Source organism: Methylobacterium sp. A49B (assembly GCF_053346215.1).
This window is the reverse complement of the sequence record NZ_JBKFBO010000071.1, coordinates 1-24,121: the sequence shown is the minus strand read 5'-3', so window position 1 is coordinate 24,121 and position 24,121 is coordinate 1. Positions and strand designations below refer to the sequence as shown.

22 protein-coding genes and 2 pseudogenes are annotated in these 24,121 nt (G+C 64.8%); 15 read left to right on the top strand and 9 right to left on the bottom strand.

Annotated features, from left to right (window positions below; genetic code table 11):
* Window positions 1-125: 125 nt before the first annotated feature.
* From ACLBX9_RS07125 to ACLBX9_RS07105, 5 genes are all read right to left on the bottom strand, one after another.
* On the bottom strand, window positions 126-3,065 hold the full coding sequence (locus ACLBX9_RS07125; protein ID WP_447718427.1) for a DUF927 domain-containing protein: 2,940 nt from the start codon (window positions 3,063-3,065) through the stop codon (window positions 126-128).
* On the bottom strand, window positions 3,062-3,340 hold the full coding sequence (locus tag ACLBX9_RS07120; protein WP_447718426.1) for a hypothetical protein: 279 nt from the start codon (window positions 3,338-3,340) through the stop codon (window positions 3,062-3,064). The genes ACLBX9_RS07125 and ACLBX9_RS07120 overlap by 4 nt, the downstream gene beginning before the upstream one ends.
* Window positions 3,341-3,591: 251 nt before the next feature.
* Window positions 3,592-4,050, bottom strand: a complete 459-nt coding sequence (locus ACLBX9_RS07115) for a hypothetical protein (RefSeq protein ID WP_447718425.1) — start codon at window positions 4,048-4,050, stop codon at window positions 3,592-3,594.
* On the bottom strand, window positions 4,047-4,289 hold the full coding sequence (locus ACLBX9_RS07110) for a helix-turn-helix transcriptional regulator (RefSeq protein ID WP_447718424.1): 243 nt from the start codon (window positions 4,287-4,289) through the stop codon (window positions 4,047-4,049). Before ACLBX9_RS07110 ends, ACLBX9_RS07115 begins: the two co-directional genes overlap by 4 nt.
* Window positions 4,290-4,417: 128 nt before the next feature.
* Window positions 4,418-5,515: a hypothetical protein gene (locus ACLBX9_RS07105; RefSeq protein WP_447718423.1), complete on the bottom strand. Its 1,098-nt coding sequence runs from the start codon at window positions 5,513-5,515 to the stop codon at window positions 4,418-4,420.
* Between the two features lie 1,441 nt (window positions 5,516-6,956).
* Here ACLBX9_RS07105 and ACLBX9_RS07100 point away from each other — a divergent pair.
* The 11 genes from ACLBX9_RS07100 to ACLBX9_RS07050 all read left to right on the top strand — a co-directional run bounded on the left by ACLBX9_RS07100 (window position 6,957) and on the right by ACLBX9_RS07050 (window position 14,148).
* On the top strand, window positions 6,957-7,154 hold the full coding sequence (locus tag ACLBX9_RS07100) for a hypothetical protein (RefSeq protein WP_447718422.1): 198 nt from the start codon (window positions 6,957-6,959) through the stop codon (window positions 7,152-7,154).
* A 244-nt stretch (window positions 7,155-7,398) separates the two neighbouring features.
* On the top strand, window positions 7,399-8,253 hold the full coding sequence (locus ACLBX9_RS07095; protein WP_447718421.1) for an ArdC family protein: 855 nt from the start codon (window positions 7,399-7,401) through the stop codon (window positions 8,251-8,253).
* 482 nt (window positions 8,254-8,735) lie between these two features.
* Window positions 8,736-9,143, top strand: coding sequence for a hypothetical protein (locus ACLBX9_RS07090; RefSeq protein WP_447718420.1), 408 nt, complete (start codon window positions 8,736-8,738; stop codon window positions 9,141-9,143).
* Window positions 9,144-9,329: 186 nt separating this feature from the next.
* Window positions 9,330-9,629: a hypothetical protein gene (locus ACLBX9_RS07085; RefSeq protein WP_447718419.1), complete on the top strand. Its 300-nt coding sequence runs from the start codon at window positions 9,330-9,332 to the stop codon at window positions 9,627-9,629.
* Window positions 9,626-10,873 (top strand): relaxase/mobilization nuclease domain-containing protein, encoded by a 1,248-nt coding sequence (locus ACLBX9_RS07080; RefSeq protein ID WP_447718418.1) that lies wholly within the window; start codon window positions 9,626-9,628, stop codon window positions 10,871-10,873. Before ACLBX9_RS07085 ends, ACLBX9_RS07080 begins: the two co-directional genes overlap by 4 nt.
* A gap of 476 nt (window positions 10,874-11,349) precedes the next feature.
* The gene (locus tag ACLBX9_RS07075; protein WP_447718417.1) at window positions 11,350-11,583 is read left to right on the top strand and encodes a hypothetical protein; all 234 of its coding nucleotides are present in this window, start codon (window positions 11,350-11,352) and stop codon (window positions 11,581-11,583) included.
* Window positions 11,584-11,585: 2 nt separating this feature from the next.
* Window positions 11,586-12,098 (top strand): hypothetical protein, encoded by a 513-nt coding sequence (locus tag ACLBX9_RS07070; protein ID WP_447718416.1) that lies wholly within the window; start codon window positions 11,586-11,588, stop codon window positions 12,096-12,098.
* A gap of 98 nt (window positions 12,099-12,196) precedes the next feature.
* Window positions 12,197-12,328, top strand: a complete 132-nt coding sequence (locus ACLBX9_RS07065; RefSeq protein ID WP_447718415.1) for a hypothetical protein — start codon at window positions 12,197-12,199, stop codon at window positions 12,326-12,328.
* Window positions 12,329-12,343: 15 nt separating this feature from the next.
* The gene (locus ACLBX9_RS07060) at window positions 12,344-12,772 is read left to right on the top strand and encodes a hypothetical protein (protein ID WP_447718414.1); all 429 of its coding nucleotides are present in this window, start codon (window positions 12,344-12,346) and stop codon (window positions 12,770-12,772) included.
* A 115-nt stretch (window positions 12,773-12,887) separates the two neighbouring features.
* The gene (locus ACLBX9_RS07055) at window positions 12,888-13,439 is read left to right on the top strand and encodes a hypothetical protein (RefSeq protein WP_447718413.1); all 552 of its coding nucleotides are present in this window, start codon (window positions 12,888-12,890) and stop codon (window positions 13,437-13,439) included.
* A 109-nt stretch (window positions 13,440-13,548) separates the two neighbouring features.
* Window positions 13,549-14,148 (top strand): hypothetical protein, encoded by a 600-nt coding sequence (locus ACLBX9_RS07050; protein WP_447718412.1) that lies wholly within the window; start codon window positions 13,549-13,551, stop codon window positions 14,146-14,148.
* Window positions 14,149-14,161: 13 nt separating this feature from the next.
* Here ACLBX9_RS07050 and ACLBX9_RS07045 read toward each other — a convergent pair.
* Window positions 14,162-14,919: pseudogene (locus ACLBX9_RS07045) on the bottom strand (IS5 family transposase).
* 298 nt (window positions 14,920-15,217) lie between these two features.
* On the opposite strand from ACLBX9_RS07045, the gene ACLBX9_RS07040 reads away from it, so the two are divergent.
* Both ACLBX9_RS07040 and ACLBX9_RS07035 read left to right on the top strand, forming a co-directional pair.
* Complete coding sequence (locus tag ACLBX9_RS07040; protein WP_447718411.1) at window positions 15,218-16,411, top strand: ImmA/IrrE family metallo-endopeptidase; 1,194 nt, start codon at window positions 15,218-15,220, stop codon at window positions 16,409-16,411.
* Window positions 16,412-17,105: 694 nt separating this feature from the next.
* Entirely contained in the window at window positions 17,106-20,603 is a 3,498-nt protein-coding gene (locus tag ACLBX9_RS07035) for an NACHT domain-containing protein (RefSeq protein WP_447718410.1), read from the top strand.
* A gap of 277 nt (window positions 20,604-20,880) precedes the next feature.
* On the opposite strand, the gene ACLBX9_RS07030 is transcribed toward ACLBX9_RS07035, so the two are convergent.
* The 3 genes from ACLBX9_RS07030 to ACLBX9_RS07020 all read right to left on the bottom strand — a co-directional run bounded on the left by ACLBX9_RS07030 (window position 20,881) and on the right by ACLBX9_RS07020 (window position 22,881).
* Complete coding sequence (locus ACLBX9_RS07030; protein ID WP_447718409.1) at window positions 20,881-21,012, bottom strand: hypothetical protein; 132 nt, start codon at window positions 21,010-21,012, stop codon at window positions 20,881-20,883.
* 16 nt (window positions 21,013-21,028) lie between these two features.
* Window positions 21,029-21,346: a hypothetical protein gene (locus tag ACLBX9_RS07025; protein ID WP_447718408.1), complete on the bottom strand. Its 318-nt coding sequence runs from the start codon at window positions 21,344-21,346 to the stop codon at window positions 21,029-21,031.
* A 182-nt stretch (window positions 21,347-21,528) separates the two neighbouring features.
* Window positions 21,529-22,881, bottom strand: a complete 1,353-nt coding sequence (locus ACLBX9_RS07020) for a tyrosine-type recombinase/integrase (RefSeq protein WP_447718407.1) — start codon at window positions 22,879-22,881, stop codon at window positions 21,529-21,531.
* A 287-nt stretch (window positions 22,882-23,168) separates the two neighbouring features.
* Here ACLBX9_RS07020 and ACLBX9_RS07015 point away from each other — a divergent pair, with 287 nt between their 5' ends.
* Together ACLBX9_RS07015 and ACLBX9_RS07010 are read left to right on the top strand one after the other, a co-directional pair.
* Window positions 23,169-23,321, top strand: coding sequence for a DUF6538 domain-containing protein (locus tag ACLBX9_RS07015; RefSeq protein ID WP_447718406.1), 153 nt, complete (start codon window positions 23,169-23,171; stop codon window positions 23,319-23,321).
* Window positions 23,322-23,351: 30 nt separating this feature from the next.
* Window positions 23,352-24,121, top strand: a pseudogene (locus tag ACLBX9_RS07010) (IS3 family transposase); the annotation flags it as partial.

Here is a 24,121-nt window from a genome sequence, read left to right as displayed (position 1 = left end):
GCATTGATCTTGCGAGGGATTGTCGTTCCCACCACTCGGCCCCGGAGTGGAAAATGTGGGACGAACGACCTCCCGCGCCGCGGCCAGATCGGCGGCGACGTCTCGGGCGAAGGCTGCAAAATCCATCAGCCCCACGCCCCGTCATGGCCAGAGAACGCCGCCCTACGCGCCTCGCGCCCAAATTCTTTCCGGCAGAGCGCGTAGGCCGCTACCTTCCCGAGCTTCGGTACGTAGGCGACGCAGAGATGCCGCTCGCTCTTGCGCTTGGCGATGAACCCCTGCCGGTCCAACGCCCGGGCGACCTCCACCTCCTTGAGCGTGCCGCCGGCAGCCGCCACAAGGTCCTCGCGAGGTATGTAGACGGTCTCGGCATCATACCAGCCGCGGGCCTTCTGCCCGGGCGCACGGCCCCCTTCCATGGGCTCGGTCGAGTAGATGCTGGAGTCCCAGTGCTGCGCTATGTAGCTGCGCAGAAGGGCGGTCGCCTGGGTCTCGGGGTCCAGCGCCATGGCGTCGGTCGAGGCCCGGAACCGGCCCCAGGCCCAGTGGATTGCACCGTGGATGTCGAGGCCGTCGGGCAGGATCCCGAACCGCTGGGCCAGAGTGCCGGCCGCCGTCAGGATGGCGAAAGGCAGCGCCGCCCGCTTCAGGGACGCGTCCGCATCGAGGCCTGCGAGGACGGCGACGTTCTCGTCGATGCCGTCGCGGATCTTCTGAACCTGCCGGACCCCACCGTGTTCGATTAGGGCGGCGACGAAGGTGGGACCGGCATGGCCGAAGTGCTCGTCCACGGCCTGGATCCTGGCGCGCACGGCCGCATCGACCGCCCGGTCGACGCCTGTGATGTCGACGTCGGGGATGCGCGCCGCCATCCCGCCGTACCACTCGCCGCCATCACCGCGGATCTTCTCCTCCAGCGATTTCTCGGACGACAGGAACACGAAGGTCGACCAGGTGTGGCTCGGCCTCAGGGCCCCGGCGGCGCTCATGCGCGACTTTCCCACTCCGCTGGCGAGGCTGTAGATGATCTTGCCCAGCTCTGTGCCGTCGACATGGCCGAGCTCGTCTAGGGCGAGGATGGTGGCGTTGGCACGCGACGCCATCGCCTCGACGCCGTTGGCCGTCGCACGCGCCGTCTGGAGCAGACTGTCGCGCCGATGCGTGGTCGCGCGCGACCAGGCGGAGACCGCTAGGCGCAGGGCCGTGGTCTTGCCGCCGCTGTTGCGCCCCGAGAGGTTGAGCCCGCATGTGTCCAGTCCGAGGAGCGCGATCAGCGGCCCGGCAAACCCCGCTAGCGCCCCGATCGTCCAATGCGGGCAGCCCGAGACGCTCGCGGCCACGGTGATGGCGGCCTTCCAGCCCTCCAGCGTCCCGCCCGTCGCGACCGTTTCGCCGATGCGGGACTGGGCCGAGAGTTCGAGTGCGCCCTCCGCCGGGGCCCCCGCGATCCGGCCCGACGGGCAAACGAAGAAGCGGGCATCTGCGTCAGCTAGGCTGTGCCAGCCGGGTGAACCAACGATGGAGATCTCGGTCCCCGGGTTGGCCGCCTTGAGACAGCGCACGGCGATAGTCTCGCCCTCGTCGTCCGTGCGCAGCCCCTCGCCGAACAGCAGGGCGCGCGTCTCGGCGGCGGCCTGTTTGCCCAGGGTCTCGCGGCCGATGTCGATCTCGCGGCGGTGACCGCCCATATCCTGGACGGCGACGCGAAGGCCGTAGGCGTTCCCCTGATCGGCGAACCTGAGGCGGGCGAGCACCCCGAACGGTGTCGCGACCGGCACCATCACGACGCCTTCGCGCGTCGTAATTTCTTGGTGCAGCCAGACTGTGCCATCCCGTGTGCGCTGGTAGGCCAGGGTGAGACCGGCGAGGTCGGGCACGGGGTAGTCGCGGGCGACCTGCGCCAGCGCCTCGCGGTCCTCGCCGCGGCGGCGTTCCACGGCGCCGTCCGCGGCGGTCGGGACGTAGTCCACGGCCGCGAGGATCCCGGTGCGCACCGCCTCGGGTCCCCCGGTCCCGTGAATGTCGAGCCAGTCGGCCTTGGTGTCGGGCTCGCCCGGCAGCGCGATGGCGAGCGCCAGCCGTCCCGCCTGGCGAGTGCAGAACACCCGGGCGGCGCGCTCACCGCGCCGCGAGGGCCCGGGACGGTCACCGTCGACCGCCTCATCCCGGTCGGCCGCGACGATGACGCGTTCCGTCGCCGCCCACGGCAGGAACGCTTCGACACCGCTCGCGGTGACGCCGGCGGCCACGTACAGCTCACCGCGCTCGATCTCGGGCCGGAACGCGAAGGCCACCGCCGTCGCCGTCTCGACCCCCTCCGCGAGGATGCACCAGGGTGCGGACTCGGCCTCACCCCACACGACCACCCGGCCGGCGGTGCTTTCCGAGCCGAGGTTGCGCGCCGACTTCTTCGGGTCGCGCCGCTCGCCGTCGGCGCGCAAGCCGAGGTCGGCCTTTCCGGCGCCGGCGGGCGCGAGGTAGATCCGATGGGCATGCCGCCGACCTTGGGCGTCGACCTGGATGAATACGGCGCACGGGTACGCGCCGACCTTGATCGGCTTGGCCCTGCCTTCGGGCGCATCGAAGTAGGTCAGGGCGCGCAGGCCGATGACCGGGGTCGCCGGCATCGGGACCGCCTCGGGCTCGATCCCGAGGCGATGCGCCAGATAGGTGCGCACCAGGGCATCCCGGCGTCGTCCCGCCGGAGCCTGCATCAGGCTATCGGGATCGGTCGCCTGGAACGCGTCCCCCTTCAAGCGCTCGCGAATTAGGTCGGCGCGGCCGACGATCTCGACGCAGCGAATCTTGGCATCAGTGAAATTGAGGCGCTCGATCTTGCCGGCGATGGCGAACACGTCGTCGCTCTTGCTGCCCGTACAGGTGCAGATCGCCCGCCCCCTCTCGGTAAGGCGCCAATCGTCCTTCCCCCCGTGATCCGGGTAAGGGCAGTCGATGTGCCCGCGACGACCCGGGGTCCAGGCGACGCCGAGTGCCTCGACGATCTCAGCCTCGCGGCCGGCGACGGCCTGTCGGGCCGCCTTTGTTTCGACGTAGCGGCTGCTCACGAGCGCGTCCTCCAGTCGGCGACGGCGGGGAAAGCCAGCTCCGCCAGCAGGGCCTCGGTGGCCGACGGCTGGTGGAAGCAGGCGTTGATGAAGGCTTGTCGAAGAGGGGGAAGCGGCGTATCGCTCGGAGTGTTGACTTCGCGGAAGGCGTTCTTCGAGGCCCACCACTGCTCGCCGTGGTCGGGCGTGGTCTCGACGAGGAACATCGAGACAGAGCGGCAGGCGGCGACGGAGGCCGCCACGCCGTACGAGGGAGCGCAGTCGCCCGTCAGCACGAGCGCACCACGCGCCCTCCGGAGCAGGGTCCGGAGCGGGCCCAGGTCGAAGGCGGCCGGCCCCCGGGACAGAGGTCGGTCGTCTACGATGGCGACGAACGGGCCGGCGCCGGGGAGCCTCGCCGGGCGTGGAGCGGGATGAATGACCACCAGGTCAACGCCATGCCCGCACACGACCCTGAGGAGGGGCAGCCGGTAGACCGGCCGCCGCCACCCAGATGCAGAGCGTCGATCTTGGGACGTCGGCGCGCTCACCGTGTACGCCCAATCAGCTCGAAGCCACGGAAGGCGTGGAGCTTCCCCGGGGCGACGGCTTCGGCGAACGCTACCCAAGCGACCGCGTGCGCCGCATTGGTTTCGATGATCACCGACGAGCGACCTGAGATCGCGAGAGCTGCCATCGCGTCGTAGCCGTCGGCATCAGCCTCGCTGACGACGAGCGTCGCGATGAAGGCGCTCCTCAGGAGCGTGGCGACGGATACGCTGTGGAAGGCGCCCGGGCCACGCGCCCGACCCTGTGGGAACGGGTCATCACCGATGATGACGACCCACGGCGCCGCAGTTGGGACGACGAAGGATGCGGGACTCTGATCGTGGAGACCCAGAACGCATCGGCGTTGCGCCGCGAACGCGAGGAGTGGGCTGACGTGCTCGCCTAGCACATCGACCAGGGCCCGGACCGTCGTAGGTGTGGGGTTGGCAAACTTCACGACCGACCCTCCTCGTTCGAGGCAGGGGCGGCGGCTTCGACCCGACGGGCCGCCATGAAGGCGTCCAAGTCACGCTTCGGCCAGAGGAACTTCCTCCAGCTGAGGGTGATATGCGCGGGCGCTCGGCCTTCACGGCGCCACCTGTTAAGAGTTGAGTGACCAACTCCAATGTGCCGAGCCGCAGGTCCAGTAGTGAGTGCGGGCTCATCCCGCAGATCGAGCGACTTTTGCTTGGCCATTGCTGTCCTCCGAACCAAGTAGCCTTGGGAGCTACGATGGTCGAAGGATCGCTCAGAGCAGGGCCGAAGTGTTGCGTCATAGCTTTAAAAACGCACGCTTAAAGCTTTAACTCATTGCGCCATATCGGTTATTTGGCGCGTCCGCGGGTCCTCTTGTTCGGGCTTTCAGCTGCCTGCTTCTCTCGGAGGACATTGACTGCTGCTAGCGCCTCCTTCGACAGAGCACCACCTGTCGCGTGATCGGAGTGCCGGAGCATCGTGGTCATCATATTGAGCCTGTAGGGGATCGGCTCCCTTCCGTTGTGCCGCTTCTTCCACATGGTCACGATGCGGTCACTCAGAGCTTTGACCGGTATCCGGTTGCCCTGAGCATCGTAGCCGTCGACCATTCCAAGGTCACGGACGACGTCTATGAGGAAGTCGATGTACGGGCTGTAGCTGCGTTCCGTCATGCCAATGGTCGCAGGCGCACCCGTGAGGGCGGAGCGCCAACCGTCCCGCAGCGCCATGATGTCCACCAGAGGGAGCCCGGTGACATGGCGGCCGTCAGCCTGGAAGGTGATCGCCGCGTCTTCGAGGAAAACAGCCTCTGCGGCTTCCGAGCGCCAAAAGTAGTCGGGGATAGGCGTGACGTGTCCGCTCTCCTCAAGCGCAACGGCGCCGAGGCGCCCCTCGGCGAGGGCCTGCCGATAGCGGGTCTTGGCGTCGTCTTCGAAGCTGGGGAAGGACATGCTGAAGCCGTCCGGCAGGGGCGAGGCTGCACGTAGCAGTCCGCCGTTCAAGCACCGGTTCACGTTCTCAGGTGAAAGGCATGTGTTATATGGCGGTCGAAGCGTCAGGATGAGATGATAAAAAGGATCAGGCCCGCTTGAGGACGTATTGTCTATGGGCTTGCTGAAGGGGGCGCCGTACAGATCTCTGAAAGCAATGCGTACCGCGTCGTAAACATATGGGTTTATGGGCTTCTCCGAACTTGGTGTAATCTCAAGGGCTACCGCCACTAATTCATGCCGAATGATGGGACTTACACCGGTCGCGCGCGATCCACAGTTGGCCTCATATGGCTCGGGTCTCGTGTATCCGGCCGTTGGTAGGAAATACCGCTCGTAATACTCGTCTCTCGGATCCTCATCCGATTTATTAGTCTGATAATAGAGGATGCACGCGATAAGGAAGACAGTTGCGAACGTAATAGGGACGTGGTTGCGAGGGACCAGGAGGGGCATCGGATACAGGCACCAGCATATGGAGCCCTAATGGTCTGCGATCCTGCTTAAGCGCCAGTTCCCGGCCAAGCGACAATGGAGTGTGACTTGTACGCGTGTGGACAACCACGCGGTCCAGAATCGGACCCGCGGCGCACTCCACCTGCCCGAGTCTCCGCTCTGCCAAGGCGTTGGGCTCACCGTCAGGGCCCATCACCGTGTGAGGTGCCGTTCCTTAAAGATGTCCTTCGGCGTGCTGCGGAAATCCGTTCGCTCCAGCGTCGAGGCGATCCCCGTCGCGAGGACTGCTAGCATTAGCAAAGCCGATCCGGCAGAGCAGACGAGGACGGTTAGGTCGCCCATTAGGTCCGAGCCTCCGCACTCTCGCGCTGCTTGATGTAGCTTAACAGCATTAGGTCGTCGTCACGGTCGGGGTTGGCGGAGATCGACACGCGCGCTGGTCCGGGTTGCGGAAGTGCGAGTTGATCAGGCGACGCGAGGCCTCGCGGGCCTCTGCGTGCGGGATCGGCCAGCGCGTCTTCCAGAAGGCCGGGTCGCACGTCGACGGGCCGTCACACAGCCTAAGCCCGTTGCCTTCGAGAGCGGAGAGGATTCAGTCGGCCAGCTTCGCGTCGGCGAGGCAGTCGGCGCGTCCTTGCGCGAGGACTTCCCCGATGATCGTGGCCGCCCCCCCGCGCTTCGGCAGGTCCCGCCATCACCCGCCTCTCGACGTCCCGGTTCGAAGATACCACTCTGGTCCACCGCGAGCGGGACGGGTCGGCTTCCCACCATTCAATGAAACCCTAACCAGTTCCGAGACTTCCGATTGCATGCCCGGGGACGCTCTTGGCAGGACGCTAGCCAGACGCCTTCGAGGACCGAGGATGGTGCCATGAGACAGGTCCGGACCGCCGCGGCTTGCGCCATCACGCTTCAGTGCCTGTCGGTGGCCGGCCTGGCAGCAGCCGATCCCTACCCCCGGTTCGGCATGTACTGCGCGCCGGCCGGGTATGGGGCGCCAATCACCGTCAGTGCCGGGGGGCACGCCGCGATCGATGGCCTGGATTGCTCCGGGGTTAGGTTCTCGCAGGGTCGGGTCCGGGCGGCGAGGTGCTACGCCAACGGCGGGAGCATCGTCACGCTAAACGAACAGCTCACCGTGACCCCAGACGGATCGATCCGATTCAACGATACGCGCTATCGCTATATCGGGGTTGGGAAGACTTTCCAGGATTGCCCGTAGGCGCACGTCAGGCGTACAGCGGGCGCACGTGTCATCCCCCTTACCCCGGGGGATTACGTCCGATTCGCAGCGATGACGCGAATTCTCAGCCGACGTGACCCGGACTTGTTATCCCTGGACCTTCGGGAGGGATGACATCGCCTCTATTGGCATCCCCTGTCGGCAGGTCGAACTCTATGGTGCTCGCACGAAAGATCTCCTCAAGGAGACGATACAGCCATGCCCCACTCTGCCCGTTTCGCGCCTTTCAGCCTCAACGCCACCTGGCCACATGCCACGTCGCCCGAGATCGTCGGCCGCCGTCGGATGGACCCGCTCGATCAATGCGAGGGGTGCATGCGCCACGCGGTGGTGAAAGGCCCGTCGCCGGGCGGTGAGATCGTGAGCCTGGACTTGTGCTGGCACTACATGGGGTAGCTCCTAATATCCCTGCCGTTCACCAAGCCATGCCCGTCGTTCAGTCCAGAGTGACGGGACGGGCCAAGCCATCCCCGGCGCGCACCGTGCGGCCTCTCGAATTGGGGTCATACGGCAGCCGGAGCTGTTCCCCTCAACCCCTGCGGGGTCGTCCACTCCGTTCCCGCGCTGCGCGTGCGGGTCGCCCTCGCCTGTCTCCATCGCCTCCCATCGAGGCCGCATCGGGTGGCCGAGGGAGAGCGACATGGCCTTCGACGTCCACCAGGCAGTCACCGGCAAGATCATCGCCACCATGGAAGCCGGCGAGGCCGGACAGTGGACCTGCCCCTGGCACCGCACCGGCGGAGGACTCCCCCGCAACGCCCTGACGGGTCGCCCCTACCGCGGGATCAACGTCCTGAGCCTCTGGATCGGCGCGCAGGCCTCCGGGTACTCCGACGACCGCTGGGCCACATACAGGCAATGGGCCGAGCTCGGGGCCCAGGTCCGCAAGGGCGAGCGCAGCACCCTAGTCGTCTTCTTCACGGAGTACGAGGACGCCAACGGCGAGGACCGGAAGCGCTTCGTGGCCCGGGCCAGCTACGCCTTCAACGCCGCGCAGGTCGAGGGTGCGCCCGAGACCGGGGAGCCACTGCCGGCGAGCGAGTGGAACCTGCCCGAGGTGTTAGACGGGTTCGTCGAGCGCACAGGTGCGATAGTGATCCCCGGCGGTGACATGGCCTGTTACCTCCCGGCCCAAGACCTGATCCGGATCCCGAGCAGAACCTGGTTCCCAACAGCCCACGGCTACGCCTCGACGATGGCGCACGAGCTCACGCACTGGAGCGGGGCCAAGGGACGCCTCGACAGAAATCTCACCGGCCGGTTCAAGAGCCAGGCCTACGCCGCCGAGGAGCTCGTGGCCGAACTCGGAAGCGCCTTCCTGATGGCCGAGCTCGGGCTGGAGGCCGAGCCGCATCCGACACACGCAAGCTACATCGGATCCTGGATCAAGCTGCTCCGCAGCGACCCCGAGGCGATCTTCACCGCGGCTTCCGCGGCCTCCCGGGCGGCGGGATACCTCACCGCCCTCCAGTCCCGGATGGCCGAGGCAGCTTGAGCCCCTGGGCCCCGGGAGACCGGGGCCACGTCTTACACGTCCGGACAGGGCGTGCCGACGCGTGATCCCTGAAGGCGAGGGGATCACCCGACCGATTCGCGCGCGGACGGGGGATTCCACATCCAAATGGCGCTCGCAGGCGTCCAAAGACGCCTGTCACGGCAGTGCCAGCGCCGAATTTGGCATCCTCAGCCCTGATTTCGACCCTTGTCCCGGCAAGTAACCACGCGGGGTGGGACACTGAAAGCCATGGCGGTCATGCGGCCGCCGTGGAGGACAGCATGCTCACCCGTATCGTCCAGCTGGCGCTTAGGTTCGGGGGGTACACCCCGGCCAGGTGCACGACGCCGCCCCCCGAACCCCGGGATCCCGTTCGCGTCCCGGAACCCGTCCCGGCCTGCCCCGCGCCCCGTCGCGACATCGGCCTCCACACCGCGTGCGTGCGATACGCAAGGGCCGTCGAGGCCAGGACGTGGGACAACATGCACCCCAGGGACCGCGAGCAGATCCTCGCGGCGATGGGCCCCGACCTGGCAGCCTGGCAGCGTGTGTTGCACCTCACCCGTCGCCCCCCTTGGCGCCCGGGCGACAGCATGACCGCCACCGCCGCCTTGGCACACGCCCGGCGGACGTGGACCTCTGACCTCGACAGCTGGGAGGCGGCGCTCAAGGCGATCGACAGCCAGGTCGACATCGCCGCGAGGCTCGGATGGGATCCGCCCGCTCCGCTGCACCACCCGGTCGACGTCGCCAACGCCCTCGCGGCCCGCCGCCGGGCCGCCATGGAGCGGGTCCGCCAGCGTGCGCGCCGTGGGACTGTGGAGACGCAGGGAGCGCCGGTGCCCGTACCCGAGGAGGAAGTATCCCCGCCCCTCGGGCCGAGGAGATGACAAGTCGAAGGATGACAACTGTAGAAGGAGGAAAGAATAATGGAGATTAAGCCAGCCATGGAGATAATCCCAGGTGTTCCCGGCGATCTTCTCCACCAGCCCTCTTCGAGCGCTGTGCTGCCAGGGGCTACGCCCCGTGTACCCCCGGAGCCTGCCGGCGGCCTTGAGCTGCGCTTCGTGACGCGGATGAGCCGCGACCTCGGGGCGGCCGTGGCGGAGGCCGCCAAGGCGGACGGGCTCACCGCTGGGGCGTGGGTGCGCCGCCTCATTATGGAGCGGCTGTCTCTGCGGTCGCGGGTCGACTACCGAAGTGGGCGCCCGGTCCACCGCCCGGCCCCGGACACAGTGGCGCTCGTCGCGGCCCTGCGCGAGCTCGTCTCGATCGGGCACGCCCTGGCGCTCCGGGACCTACCGTCGGCGAAGGCGAGCTTGGCAGCGGCGCGTGAAGCAATCCTACCCCTCGTCGCCCGGGGCCCTGGGCGATGATCTCCGGGGCGATGCGGGGACGCGGCGGGGACGCTCTGGCGCTGCATCTCGTCAAATCCGAGAACGACTCGGTCGAGGTCATCCCCGCCCGGGGCTTGGGCTCCGAAGACCTAGTCCGGCAACTACGGGAGCTCGTCGCGCTGTCCTCAGCGGGTCGGACGGACCAGCCAGTCTATCACGTGCACGTCGATCCCGAAGGGTGGATCGGCGACGACGCCGCGGCGCGGACGCGCTGGTGGGCGATGTTCGAGACGGAGTTCCGCCTGGCAAATCAGCCCTACTGTGGCGTGGTCCACGTCAAGCACGGACGCCGGCATGAACATCGCGTCTACAGCCTTGTGCGGCCGTCCGGCGCGGTCGTCGACCTGCGGTGGGACTATCTTCGCCGGGAGAAGGTCTCGCGAATCGTGGAGTTCGAGCATGGGCTGGCCCCCGTGCCGTCGAAGCACGCCCGGGCGATCGAGCGTACCCTGCGGGACGACGGCAGGTCCGACGTGGCGGACTGGCTCGTCGCCTCGGGCTCGACGGATGCCGAGCGGCCGGTAGCGGCGCTGTCTCCGGTCGAGAGGCTGATCCAGGAGAGGACCGGGATCGCCCTCGACGACGTGCGGCGGGCGGCGCTCGACGCGTGGCGTTCGAGCGAGGATGGCCCGGGCTTCGAGGCGGCGCTCGCGAGACACGGGCTAAGCCTGGCGGCCGGCAGGTCCGGACCCGTCGTCGTCGACGGCAGCGGAACGCCGCATCTCGCGACACGCCTGCTTGGTGCGGCCGGCAAGAGGTTCGAGGGGGCGAGGATCGCGGCTGCGACGGTCCGCGCGAGGATCGATAAGTTGCAACTCAGGGAGGTGAAGGATGGACACTGCAGAGATCATGCGGCGGCTCGACACGCAGGACCGGGTTCTACACGCGATCGTGGCGATGCTCGCCCCGCAGGAGGCGGAGGGGACGGGGTCGGGATTCGACGACCTCATCGAGACCTTGGTCGACCTGACGGAGGCAGTGGGCGACGTCGCGGCGTCCGTCCAGTCGCTGCGCTCGGCCGTCTCCGCGCGCTCCCCGTCGCTGGCAGGCTAAGGCTCACCATGCGCCTGCGGACGCTGGACCCGCGCATTGATGCCTTCGTCGCGGCGGGGGAGCGTGCCCGGGCCGCGATCGAGCGGATCGAGGCGGAGAGCGCCTACGAGCGCGAGCGCGCCTGGGCGCTCTTTGGAATGTGCGACATCTGGGGCATCCCGTTGCGCTAGTCTGGGATGCCCGGCTCTCGGCATTCACTCAGCACTACCGCCACCGTCTCGGTCATCGCTGCCTCCGCCCGCAGGAGTCCAAATCCGGACTGCCAGATTCAGCATGTTCGCCGATTGGAGTGAGGTGTCTAACAAAAATATGTACCAAATTGTGTAACGGTGATTGACCCAACAGTCCGAATAGGGACTCTCTGTGCGACCGACCTCTGCTGGATTTCCCGACGAGGCGGAGGTGTGGAGGCGCAGGTGGCGTGTGCGATTGATGGGGAGTACAGGCCGCCCAAGGCGGTGCTGAGCAGGCTCCTGGAAGGCGGGGAGACGCATGCGTCGATCGCCCGGCTGCACGAAGTCCCGGAGCGCTCGGTCCTGCGGAGCGACCAAGCGCCGAGCTCGCGCGTGCTCGCCGCGCTGGGTCTGGAGGAAATGACCGGGCGGTACGTCCCCGCCATGTCGCCCGCGAAGCGGGGGGCGGTCCGATGATCGCCGACATCTGTTCCGCCCTGAGGGAAGGCATCGCCGCAGCCGGCGAGCCAATCGACAGGCTCTTGACGGCCGGCACGCTCACACCCGCCGCGGTCGCGGTGTTCGGCCCCAACAATCCGCAGCTGATGGCAGTCGTTTGGGTCGGGACATGGGGATGGGCGTACGTCGCGCTCAGCGTCCTCGCCCGGCTCGCCGGCGTCCGCACCGGCATCCGGTGGAGGGAATAACGATGCCGCAGGAATCCCTCATCCCTGAGCTGGACGAGCTGATCATCGTCGAGCGCGTCGCCCCCGACGAGGAGGCCCTCATCAAGTTCCTCGTCCGTCAGGCGGTGCCCTGGGTGCCGGCGGAGGCGCATCACCCCGTGGTCGTCGTGACGGCCACCGAGCACGACGACCACGGGGTGATCCGTGCAGAGGTCATCCTGTTCGATGGCGGCCGTGCAGCCCTTTGGATCCCACAGCCGCTGGTGCCAGGAGCCCCCCAACGCGTCTGGTGGCTCGACAGCGATAGGCAGATCCCGTTCGGATTCGACCACGGCCGCGGGATCTGGCGGCGGTACCCCGAGCTCGCCCTCGCGGCTGGCGACGCCCGCGAGGCCATCGTTCGGCTCGACGTCGAAGAGGCGGGGAGGATTATCCTGACCGAGAAACGTCGCGACGCCGCCCTCCGCGGAGCCGAGACCCGGCGGCGCAACCGCTTGGCGAGAGAGAAGACGGAGGGCGGCGGGGGGCGAGCCTGAGCGATATGGTGGACAGAATTGTTCACCATATCCTTGCCTCAACTTCAGTGAACTATTGTGTTCACTGTCAGGGCAGAACGCTTCTTGCGGAGGCCACGATGACCCAGATCCCTAGCACCCCCAAGACCGAACAGACTGCCCTGGAGGCAATGCTCGACGCCCTCGTAGCGATCGTCGCCGCCGAGCTGCCCGAGCCGGCCGTGCTTATCCCATTCCTCACCGTCCTCTGATCCGGAGACCGGGACATGTCGTACACGCTCCTCACGCCCAAGGCCCGGGACACGGCCCTCGCCTGTGCCCGAGGCTACTACCAGGAAGGCCTAATCTGGGGGCACAAGTCGTGGGCCGGCTCTGACCTCAAAGGTGCCGCGGCCCGCAGCGGCGGCAGCTACGCCGCGAGCCGGGAGTCCCTCATCGCCCGCCTCCAGTCCGCCGGCCTCTACGTCGAGCGCACGAAGGGAGCCCGCGGCATCACAATGATGGTCATCATGACCGCCGCCGAGGGGAAGCGGGCGAAGGATTGCTCGGCCGCTCAGGTCGCGGCCCAGATCATCGAGCGCGCCGAGAAGTCCCGGGCGCGGGCGCTCGCGAAGGCCATCCGCGACGAGGCCCGCGCCGCCCGCGAGCTCGCCGAGGACATCCCCGCGCTGGACATGCTTGCCCACGCCCGCTGACCCGCCGGGGCTCCGCGCCCCGGCCCTTCGCAGGACGCCTCAAGGGGCGGACCCGCCGAGGGCCGGCCACGGCAATGACCTCGAAAGGGGACCACGCAACAGGGGAAGACACACCATGTCCAAGACCGACGCCGCGCTGGCCGCCATCCTGTCGATCGAGCCCTACGACTATGAGCAGCACGACGAGCTCGCGCGGGTGCTCGCGCCCCACGTCGTCGCGCTGCCGCTGCTGCGCGAATGGAGCGAGGATGAGCCGTGGACGGCCGCCGAGGAGACGCAGAGCGCCGCCCGGCGCTTCGTCGAGCTGCACGCGAATCCGTACACGCAGACCGATCCCTGGCTCTCCTTGGAGAACCTGCGCAAGCGCCTTGCCGCCATGCAGCAACGGCACCGTGAGAACACTGCCCTGGAGGAGCTCGGCGAGTTCCCCGGATACAAGGCGCGCGCGCAGCACTGGTATGGCGAGTGGAAGCCGAAGGTCTCGCTGTGGCGCGCCGAGGACTCACCCGACTTCAGCCCGGCGATCCTCACGCTGCCCACCGGCACAAGCCGGGACGTCGCCAAGGTCATGCTTTCGTCCTGGGAGGCGGGGTACAGCCGCGGCAAGCGCGACAGCGTCACAGAGATCCGCACCGGCATGCGGGAGCTGCTGCAGTGGGACGACTGAAGCCCGCTCGGGCTCGGTGAACGCGCTAGTTCACTCGCGAGAATCAGTGATATAATCCGTTCACTCCGGGGGCACCGCTCCCGGGGTTCGCACATCAAAAGAGCTTCCGATGGGAACGCGTGAGTTCACTGACGAGGCTGAACGCCGTCGTCGCCGGGACCTCGTCCGCCGGATCGGGGACGCGGCCTTCGGCGCCAAGATCGGCCACAAGCAGGAGCAGGGCGGAGAAGCGGACAAAGATCAGCCCCGCGGGACGTGGCACGCCGATTTCGCCCGGGCGATCGGCAAGGCGACAGGCCGGGAGATCGGCCGGGCGCGGGTGGCACAGTGGCTCCTGGAGACAGAGACGGCGAAGCCCGTCCCGCTGTGGGTCGTCGACGCGCTGCCGGTGATCGCCCGGGCGGCCGCAGCCGACCTGCGCACCCGGGCCGACATCCTCGATGCCGTGGCCGATGACGCAGGGGCCCCGCCCGGGGCCCAAGGCGAGCCCGAGGCGGAGGGCGAGCCGCCGCAGGAATCTGGGCCGCCCGCGGCCGAGGCCGCCCCGGAAGGCGACTTCGACCTCGACGCCTTGGTGGAGCGTGTCATGGAGGCCGGGCTTTCGGGGTCGATCGAGTGTGAGGACGCCCCGTCCGAGTCGGCGCCTGTCGAGACGATGGCCGTCTGGTCGAACCACAGCAGCTGGCATCGCCAGCCGGTCCGCTGCTAGGGTGTGGACTCGATCAGCACCAGACGGCGATGACGGCGGCCAGAGCGAGGGCCGAGGCGTAGTTGCGGGCGAGTTTGTCGTAGCGGGTGGCAATGCGGCGGAAGTCTTTGAGGCGGTTGAAGGTCGCCTCGATCCGCCAGCGCTCCCGATAGCGGGGCCTGTCATGGCGGATCTTCCGCTTGCGGCCGCGCTTGCCCGGGATGACCGGCGTGATGCCGCTCTTGCGCAGGTCAGCGCGCAGCCAGTCGGCATCGTAGCCCTTGTCGGCGGCCAGACGCTAAATCCGACCAGGCGCTTCGGCCAAGATCGCCGGAGCGGTGGTCACATCGCTGGTGTTGCCGGGCGTCAGTAGCAGGACGCCAGGGCGACCGAGGACATCGGTGAGCGCATGGATCTTGGTCGTTTGGCCGCCGCGCGACGGGCCGATAGCCTGCGCCGTCGCCCCCCTTTGCCGCCATGAGCCGAGCGCTGGGCCCGGACGTAGCTGCTGTCGACGGCAGCTGCATCGCCTGCCCATCCGGCCGTGGCCAGCGCGGCGAGCATGGCTTTCCAGAAGCCGCGCCGCGACCAGCGGTTGAAGCGGTTGTAGACCGAGGTACGCGGGCCGTAGGCGGCCGGGCAATCGCGCCAGCGACAGCCCGATGTCAGCACGTGCAGGATGCCCGAGATGATCTGCCGGTCGTCCTTCCGCTCGGGTCCGGGCTGATCCTTGGGCATGAACGGTTCGATCACCGCCCACTGCTCATCCAAAAGCCAGAACAGGTCCGCTATCGCTACCTCCAGGCCGCAAAACGGCCGCCTGGAATCACAAAACGACAAACCCTGCAACGCCTTGGTTCGGTTCACACCCTAGTGGTCAAAATCTGACGCTTGGTACCCAGTCGCGGGGTCTGCAAAGGGTGCGATGCGGCTGGTCCGCTCCTGGCTGGGAAGACAGCGAAGCAGAGGGGGAACGCCGTCTTGCCATCGTTCCTGCGTGCACCACTTACCGCTTTGTCTTGCACGAGTTTGCAAATTTAAGCTCGATTGATATTATCGGTATCTAGATACGCTAGATAGACATATTTAAATGAGCACAGACAGCATTCCCGAATTAAGGCAAATCGCCGAGGAATATAGGCAGCAACTTTTGCGCGGTGTAGCGGATAAATCTGGCTTAAAAGTTTTATCTGGTGATGATTTACAGGAATGGCTCGATCAAAATAGCGACCTCTTGCTTGACATCGCGCAAGCAAACAGCCAAGGTATGGTTGATACTTCGGAACTAATCGAAGCATACCGCAAAGCTGTATCCTCGGCGTCGACAGAAACCTTGGAGGACGACCCGAATGCGCGATTAATACTCGCGCATTCGATCGAGGAAATCGAGCATGCTTGCAAGGATCTGGGTTTGGAGGTGCAAGCAGGCGTTGTATACGGCGGCAATCCCACATCGGGTCTAATGGCCTCACAACGCTCTGTCTCTTTCACAGGTGGAGCGGCCAGCATTGTCGAGGTCAGCATCCCATTCCTTCCGTTCTGCAATCTCGTTTCGAGAATGATGACGCTCACACTGGCTGAGAGCGAAGGAGAGGCGTGGAGCCAGGTCCCTTTATCTCTGAAAGATAGGCTTCCTAGTAAGCCGGACCTGGTAGGAGACTGGAGCAGTCTTATTTTGTCTTATGCGGTGAATGGATTTCCGCCACAGCATCACGTATTTGGCTTCGCGAATGCCAATCAAGCTCTAACAAGGCTGCTTTTGCTGAAATCAATGGAGACTTTCGCTATTGCCCACGAGTATGGCCACCATGTTCTACGGCATGGTCAATCGGAAAGCACTGAAGATAAGGCGGACCATCTGCAGGACGAGCATGAGGCCGATGTTTTCGGCCATATGATTAGCTACAAGATCTGGAGCAATCCTCAAAAAGTCAATCCATTCGCGGTCACGGGTGTGGGCGCTGTGCTCATGTTGGGTTTGATCGATCTTGTAGCTAGGGCAAAGAATCTACTGCGCACCGGTCTTGATCAATCGCCACCACGCAAGCGCCATCCTCCGTTTCGCGAACGTATCGACGTTATATCAGTGGCCTCGACGCGTTATATGCCTGAAGAAGTTAGCAGGCCCGCGCAAATTATGAGAGACGCATTCATGGAAATAATTGAACTAATATGGACCCAGATTAAACCTTCTATCATCAAAATGCGGGAAGAAGGTGCACGTCCAAACGAAGACAATGTTGGACCAACTGATTGGCTCCCGGTGTACATTGCAGAGCGATAGCTCTTAACTGCGAATTTGCGACTGTTCGGCACGCGAGCGTGTTTGTACGCCAGTGCGCGGCCCAAGCCAAAGTTACCTGAAGGCCGATAATTGACCGCTATCAAGAATTGGCGAGAGCGCTAAGAACGGCCGACATGGGTCGATAGGAGGTCGTCCGCTTTTCCGGCCGCACTTCTCCGAAGCGGTCATTCCGCTTACGGCCAAGTCCAGCCCGGCTGGCATGGTTCTCTGAATGGCCGCCCTGGGTGGTTTCTCGCCCATCCGCTTCCAGATGGCGGATGAATCGAAGCGGACATAGCTGGGGGACCGATCATGCACCAACACGGGAATTCGATAGGCTCGGTTTTAGGAAAACCGACGCCGCTCAAGATCCGTCTCGGTCGAGAGGAACTTCCCGGCTCATGGGCAAGACTCGGCAGAACTTGCTATTGTGTGCCCCGGTCAAAGCCTTGGCGTCGCATCGCGCGGTCTGCCAGAATGAGGATCCAAGGCAACGCTAAAATTCAACTTCTGGGTTTGTATGTCTAGGGATGAAGCTGACCTCAGTACAACGCCGGGCAGCGACGCTGGGGGACCAGACCGGCGCGGCGGAGGGACCGGCAACGCGGGCGGAACTGATTTCCACGCGATGGCGATGGTAGCGGCCGCGGTCCATCTGATGCGAGGCACTAGGATTGGCTGGCTTGAGAAGGTCGTGAGCGACGTCCCTATGTCGATACGCGCCGAAACCGGCGGTCCAGGGGACGACATCGCCCTTGATCTAGTGGACAGAGGCTCGGCGGAGATCCAGTGCAAAAAAGGCCTGCAACGAGGTGCCGAGCTGTGGGAGGCGTTAGACGCGCTGGTTGACGGGATCGCTAAGCGCGCGATCGACTACGGCGTACTCGCCATTACGCCCGACAGCAGTGGCACGATCAGAAATTTTCTTGCTGCCGACATCATCAAGATCGGGCAGGGGGCAGAGGATTCTCTTTCGGATATCGGCGCGGAGTGGATCAAACGCCTGAAAGAAACGGGCCGGTCGTCGAGTCATTGCGCCAACCTGCGAATTCAAACGCTTGACCTTCTTGAGTCGCAAGGTGGTGACCGCCGGAACGTCATCGATACGCTCCGTACGATCTGCGCGGATGCTGAGCGGGCCGAGGATGCGCTCAACCTCATGTACCGTGATGCAATCGCGCTTATGCGGGCGCGCGGGCGGTGGACGCTCCCCTCGCTCGTAACGTTGCTGCGCTCGCAGGGGATTAGGCTGCGAGAGGACAATGCACCCGCAGGGATTGCAACAAGGCTTACCAAGTGGACCGAAGCTACGCGCGGATCGTTTAGCCTGCCGGCTGGTTCGACAACGTTACCGATCGAGGTCATGCTACCGGCAAGATTAGTAGCGATCCCGCGAGTGGGTCCGCAGGCTCCGGGTGCATCCGCGGCTCTCGATCGCTATCACGGCCGAGCAGGAGAGGTGCTCAGCGACAACGTATTCGATGGCCAGTGGACGGGTCGGTACAGACAATACAATGTCATCATCGCCGGTCCCGGCATGGGCAAATCGACCCTCGCCAACCGACTCGCGTGGGAATTCGCACGCGACGGTATTCCAGTTCTCGCCGTCCGCTTGAAACGCGTCGCTGGCGCTATGGACGCAGGCGCACCGTTTGAGCTGGCACTTGAGCAACACGGGTTAGACGGGTCGGGGGTCCAACCAGCAGAGATCCGCTATGCGCAGTTCGCGCGTCATGTGGTTGTCGCCGATGGCCTTGACGAGGCCGGACGGCTCCATGACCAAGTAGCCCAAGGCTTGGTCGCCTACGCCGCCGGTCATCCGCAGGCAACGATCATCGTCACCACGAGGCCGATCGGGTATGAAACCGCAAGGCTGATCGAGTGGCGGCATTACCGCCTCGAACCGCCTGTCGCGAAAGAGGGTCACAAAAACCTTGGACGCCTGCTCGCAGCAACTCGCAGCCTTGATCTGGCTGACTCCGGTTGTCTTGAGGAAGCAAAGCGCGAGCTGGCAGCGACGCCGGTCCGCGATGCGATCGTGGGTAGCCCGCTGCTACTTGGTATGTCGACGACACTCATTATCCAGAGCGAACGGCTGCCTGCTACAAAGCCCGAACTTTATGAGGCGATGATCGCGCTTTTCGAGGGTCGCGATTACGATGCCGCTGCCGCACAACTCACCTCCTCTGAGAGTGCGCGCATTCTCGACATCATCGGCTGGGAACTAACTCACAACCCGCTGCTCACATCGCAGCAGCTTGAAAGAGCCGGATGTGAGCGCCTCGCCATCGACCTCCGACAGTCGGCGCTGGCAATCGCGCCACTCTTCGCTCGCGGCTTCGCGCACTGGGAGCGGGCCGGGATAGTGGAGAGAGTGCATCATGCGGGCACTCAACTAGTCACCTTCGTGCACAAAACCTTCGGAGAGTTCGCGGCTGCCCGCTTCCTCTGCCAAATAGGCGAGGGCCAGCAGCTCGAATTAGAGCGGCTGGTCGACCTAGCTGCGTTCGGGGAAGTAGTCGCGTTTGCGGGGGCTCTCGGCTTGGGCAACCAACTCGCGCAGCTCTACGTCGACCGCCGAGGCCGCGGAGCTGAAGGACAGCTCGAACGTGCCCTCTCGCTTGCTGCTGACTTTGACGCGCACGTCGACGACACCAAAACCGCCGAAATCGCCCAGATTGCTTTGGACATTGCAGCAACGAACTCTGACGATCGCTTCTCCATCGGCAAGCACCTAACTGCACTCGCCAAGTCACGCCCTACTGTAGTTGGACCGCTTGCACGCGACCGTCTTGACGATCCCAATCAAGATGTGAAGCTTGTCGCCTGGGCAGCGGCTATCGAAGCGGGTGAGATTTATTACGATGGCTCAAGACTCGAGCAGGCACTCAACGAGTTTATCGCGCAAATCCTTGGTTACAAGCCGGCAGTGACCACGGGTATACGCCCAAATTTGCTTGGCCGACGCATCGATTTGATACAATTAGTTGCTCTCGCCACGCTCAAGGCGAAGCCGGTAGACGAAATGGCCAATTTTGTCGCAAATAATCTTTCAGACCGACCATTCACGAGCGTTGGATTTTTCGCCAGTGTACGAGTGGTACTGATTGCCAATGGCATAGAACCGCCTGCATCTCCGTTGGACTTTCCGCTCAGGGGAGATCTGACACCAACAGCGCAAGTCGTGATTGATCCCGATAGACGCTGGAGTCGATCCTTCAATCGCATGATGCGGGCGCTCGCCATCGCCGTCGCTAGAGATGCGCCAAGGAGCGACGCCACCCTTTCGGCGAAGGCTGGTTATCCTGAGTTCAGCGCGCTCGTTGAGCTTTCAAACGTCAATTCCACTGTTGCTTCCGATATCTTAAAGTGGGAGCAGGCTTACGATGAGGCGGCCGTCGCCGAGGCTATCACAGGGCTCGTGACTGCGTCTCGGATCAATGTCTCCCAGCTTGCGATTGAGGCACGTGAGATTCTGACGAGGTCAGAGTTCGAGCCACCCCAAAGCCTTTCCTCCCTAGAGTTGACTCACCCGGACATCCCTGCTCCTGACTGGCGGAATGCGGCCACGGCGCAACTCAATCGGGATCACCTTGAGGGTGCGTTTAGCCACGGATCAATCTGGCTGGCGGCTATCGCGGCGAATCTGCTCGCGGTGATACCCTCCACAGAAGCGGATTGCGCCCGTCTGCTAGAGAAGGCACGCGGGGTTGCCTTGTTCTATGCCGTGCAGATCGCCGGCCTACATACCAATAAGTTAGTTTGGCGTGATCTTCTGCTCGGCCGGCTGCAGGGTGGGCCAGACAGTGGGAGCGAGTACATCCTAGCTGCTTTGGCCGAAAGCGACGTAGAACTTGTGAGTTCCGTTGATCAGACAATCACCGCGGCATTGCGGTCTGAAGATGATCGGGTCGTGGAAGCCGCTGCAAAGCTCGGCGCCCGTTGGCTCGCGACCGGCGGACATATAGATACAGCCTCCGCAAAGTCAGCATACCGCAATTCTCGCTTGAGGGAGGAGGCCGCTAAATTTGGTTTTCCTGTTACAGAAGTACGCGCCGAACTCCTGAATTTGCTCGGAGCGGCCGGGTCGTTAGATGAGGCGTTTCTACGTGAAGCCGTCACTGACAAAAACACAAACGTGAGGGATGTTGCGAAGCGCAAAGCACGGGAACTAGGCCCAAAAATTGATTAGAAAAATATGAAAAGATGGAGACAAACAGCAGATCGCCTCTTTCCGTGTTCTATATTAAAGTTTCAAGTGGCCCGCCCGAGACTTTCACTCCCGAAGCAAGCTCACGAATAAACGCCGGCTTTTTGACAATTAGCGAACTGCAGCTCGCCACCTCGAGCCGAAATTGCCGGATTGCTGACGAATGGCCGCTTTCGGGATGCGCCGAACGCTATCCCGGCGGCGGCTGTGGGTCGGGAGCAGCCCTTGGCGGCGGATACCAAGCGTCGGATTTGGACCACTAGCTCTCGCCGCGCTCGGCCGCCTGGGCCCTCCCCAGCCGGATCTCCTCGGGTTCCTCCGCGACGCCGGCCAGCTTGTAGCGGATCTCGCCCAGCGCCACCGGGGCGTAGGCCCAGCTGTCGGCCCCCACGTCGCAGGACTGCCGGCTAGGGGGCAGCAGGTCGTGCGTGTCCCCGTAGAGCTTGAGCGCCCCCCCGGAACGCGCCCCTCCAGCTCCGGAAGTTGTAGTGACAGAGGATCAGCCGGGCGCCGTCCACGGACACGTCGGCGATGTCTACCGGCGGGGCGGCCCAGGGCAGGTCGAGGAATCGCCTGCGGTCGTGGTTGCCCCGGCATAGGAACTTGCGCCCGTTGAGCGCTGCGAAGATCCCGGCGACCTCGGAGGCCTTGGCGCGCATCGAGAAGACGCCGAGGTGCCAGACCGTGTCGGTCGGCCTCACGCGTGCGTTCAAGATCTCGACCATCGTCCGGTTCATGTCTGTCGCAGACTCGAACGGTCGGCGGCACGCACGCATGATGCTCTCGTCGCCGAACTGCGTGTCGGCGGTGAGGAGGGGGTCATGGCGGGGTTGCTCGCCCCGCGGCCGCGCCGGCGGGGTCAACTAGGGTTTGGCGGAGGGTTCGGGATTCGAACGGGCAACCGGTTTCACGCGCGCATCCTTGGCGACAGGGACCGCTCCTCGGGCACAGGCGAGCCGTCGAGGGGGGGCAGCTTGACCAGGGCGATCGCCTCCCGGGCTTCCTCGAACTCGGGGCCGCCCGAGTAGAGACCCAGCGTCATCCCGGGGCGCTTGTGGCCGACTATCGCGGCGATGAGTGGCTCCCTCACCCGGGCCCGCTCCAGCTTCGTGATGAACCACCTACGCCACGAGTGGAAGTTGACCTTCGAGCGTCTGCGACCTTCCTCCTCGTCTCTAACCTTGATGTCCGACGTATACTTCGTATATCGCTTTGAGAAATAGGCGCTTCGAGGGCGCGTAGACGTTTCCGGAGACGCGGGCCATTCCGGGAACAGGTCGTCTTCGCGGCCCTTGTTCTTAATCCTGCGCTCCACGATTTCTAGGAGATCGGGATGGACCGGGACATGTCTGTGGTCCCGCTCCTTCTTCTGCGGCTTGAACGTGAAATGGTCGGGCAGGCCGCCGACCTTCAGGTCCACGACGGCGTCGAGCCTGGCCCCGGTGAGGGCCGCGACCAGCATGACGTCGCGCATCCTGTTCCCCTCCATCGGCTTGCCCATGAGGAGCCTTTGGACCTCTTCGTCGGTGTAGGGCCGCTCGTCGTCGGACCTCTTCGTCTCCGGCCGATCGAGCGTCAGGTCGCGGAAAGGGTTCTCCTTCGCGTGGTCACGCTTGGCTAGCCACGCCCAGTAGAACTTGATCCGCCCGAAGTATTTGGCCTTTGACGCCCACGATAGGTCGCTACGCTGGTCCATGAAATCCATGAAACGCACGGCGACGGGCTTGCTGACGTTCTCGATGAACGGCTCGATGTCATGGGCCTCCAGCCAGTCGAGCAGGATCCCGAGGGCGCGAGGCTCGTCGAGCTGCGAGCGCGCCGACGTCTTCAGCGTCCTCATGAACGAGTCGTGCAGGTACGCGATCGGGGTCTCGCCGCGGTGGATCACCCGCTTCAGCTCCTTCACCGTCGCCGCCGCCTCGAGCGTCGGGATCACACGCTCGTCGGGGCCGTCCGGCGTCATGACGTCCTCGATCTTCGCCCCGTCGCGCAGGATCTTTTCGAACCACTCGCGCGTGCCCTGGTCGAGGAAGTCGAACAGGTTCTCGTCGGCCGTCTCCATCGCCTTGCGCGTCTCCAGGGCGATCGCCAGCAAACTGTTCTTCTTCCCGCCCCTGGCCTTCCAGGCCTCCTCGATCTGCTTCCTGAACCGCGGCACGATCATGTCACGGATGGCCCGCGCCTCGACCTTGCTGGCCGTACCCGTGCTTCTCACCAAGCGGGATCCAAGCTGGGCGCGCAACTCCTTGGGCACGCCCATCGAGACGCGGTACGTCCCGTCGTGCCAGGTCAGATAACCGTCCTTGTCGTCTGCCTTGCGAGGCACCGGTGGGGACTCCTAAAGGGGTGATATGAACCGGTTTGAACCGTAACACGACCCGGATTCGGGCGCGATTCTCTGGGCTTGCTGACGCGAGAATGGGTTAACGGCACTTAGTCGTCTAATCCCTCCGTCTCCGCCACTCGCCCCGAAGTGGCTTGAACCCAAAAAGCTTATTTGTCTGAGATAGTTGCGGAGTGCCGGGTGATACACATGGGTGCTACACCATGGTTCTCCCGCTGTCCCGCCGCTGGCGGCACCCGAAGTCGGGCGTCTACTGGTATAGGCGTCGCGTTCCGAAGAACCTGAAGCCGCTCCTTCGAAGGAGCGAAGTGAAGGAGTCTCTCGTGACCTTGCCCCCTGGTCTGCCCTCGTTCTGAAGCTAGGGTCCGTCAATCAGGAGACGGACGATGAAGAAGAGCCGGTTCAGCGATGAGCAGATCATCGGCATCCTGAAGGAGCAGCAGGCTGGGCTGCCGGTCACTGAGATCTGCCGCCGCCACGGCATCAGCGATGCGACGTTCGACACGTGACGTTCGCGCTTCGGCGGCATGGAGGTCTCGGACGCGCGCCGCCTCAAGGCGCTCGACGAAGAGAACCGCAAGCTCAAGAAGCTGCTGGCCGAGGCGATGCTCGACGTAGCGACGCTGCGTGAGGCGCTGGGAGAAAACTTCTGACGCCCGGCGCACGGAGAATAGCCGTGAGCTGGGCCATCGAGGAGAAGGGCTATTCGCAGCGTCGCGCCTGCAGGCTGATCGGCCTGGAGCCGAAGACGTACCGCTACGCCTCGACCCGTGACGACGACGCGGCCGTGCGGGTACGCCTGCGCGGCCTGGCCGGCGAGCGCCGCCGGTTCGGCTACCGACGCCTGCTCATTCTGCTGCGGCGGGAGGGCCTCACGCTCAACCACAAGAAGCTCTTCCGGCTCTACCGAGAGGAACGGCTGTCGGTGCGCAAGCGCGGGGGTCGCAAGCGAGCACTGGGCACGCGAGCGCCGGCCGCGGTGCCGCAGGAGCCGAACCAGCGCTGGAGCCTCGACTTCGTCTCCGACACGCTCGACGACGGGCGCCGCTTCCGCATCCTCGTCGTGGTCGATGACTGCACGCGGGAGTGTCTGGCCCTGGTGGTCGACACGTCGCTGTCTGGACAGCGGGTCGCGCGCGAACTCGACCGGATCATC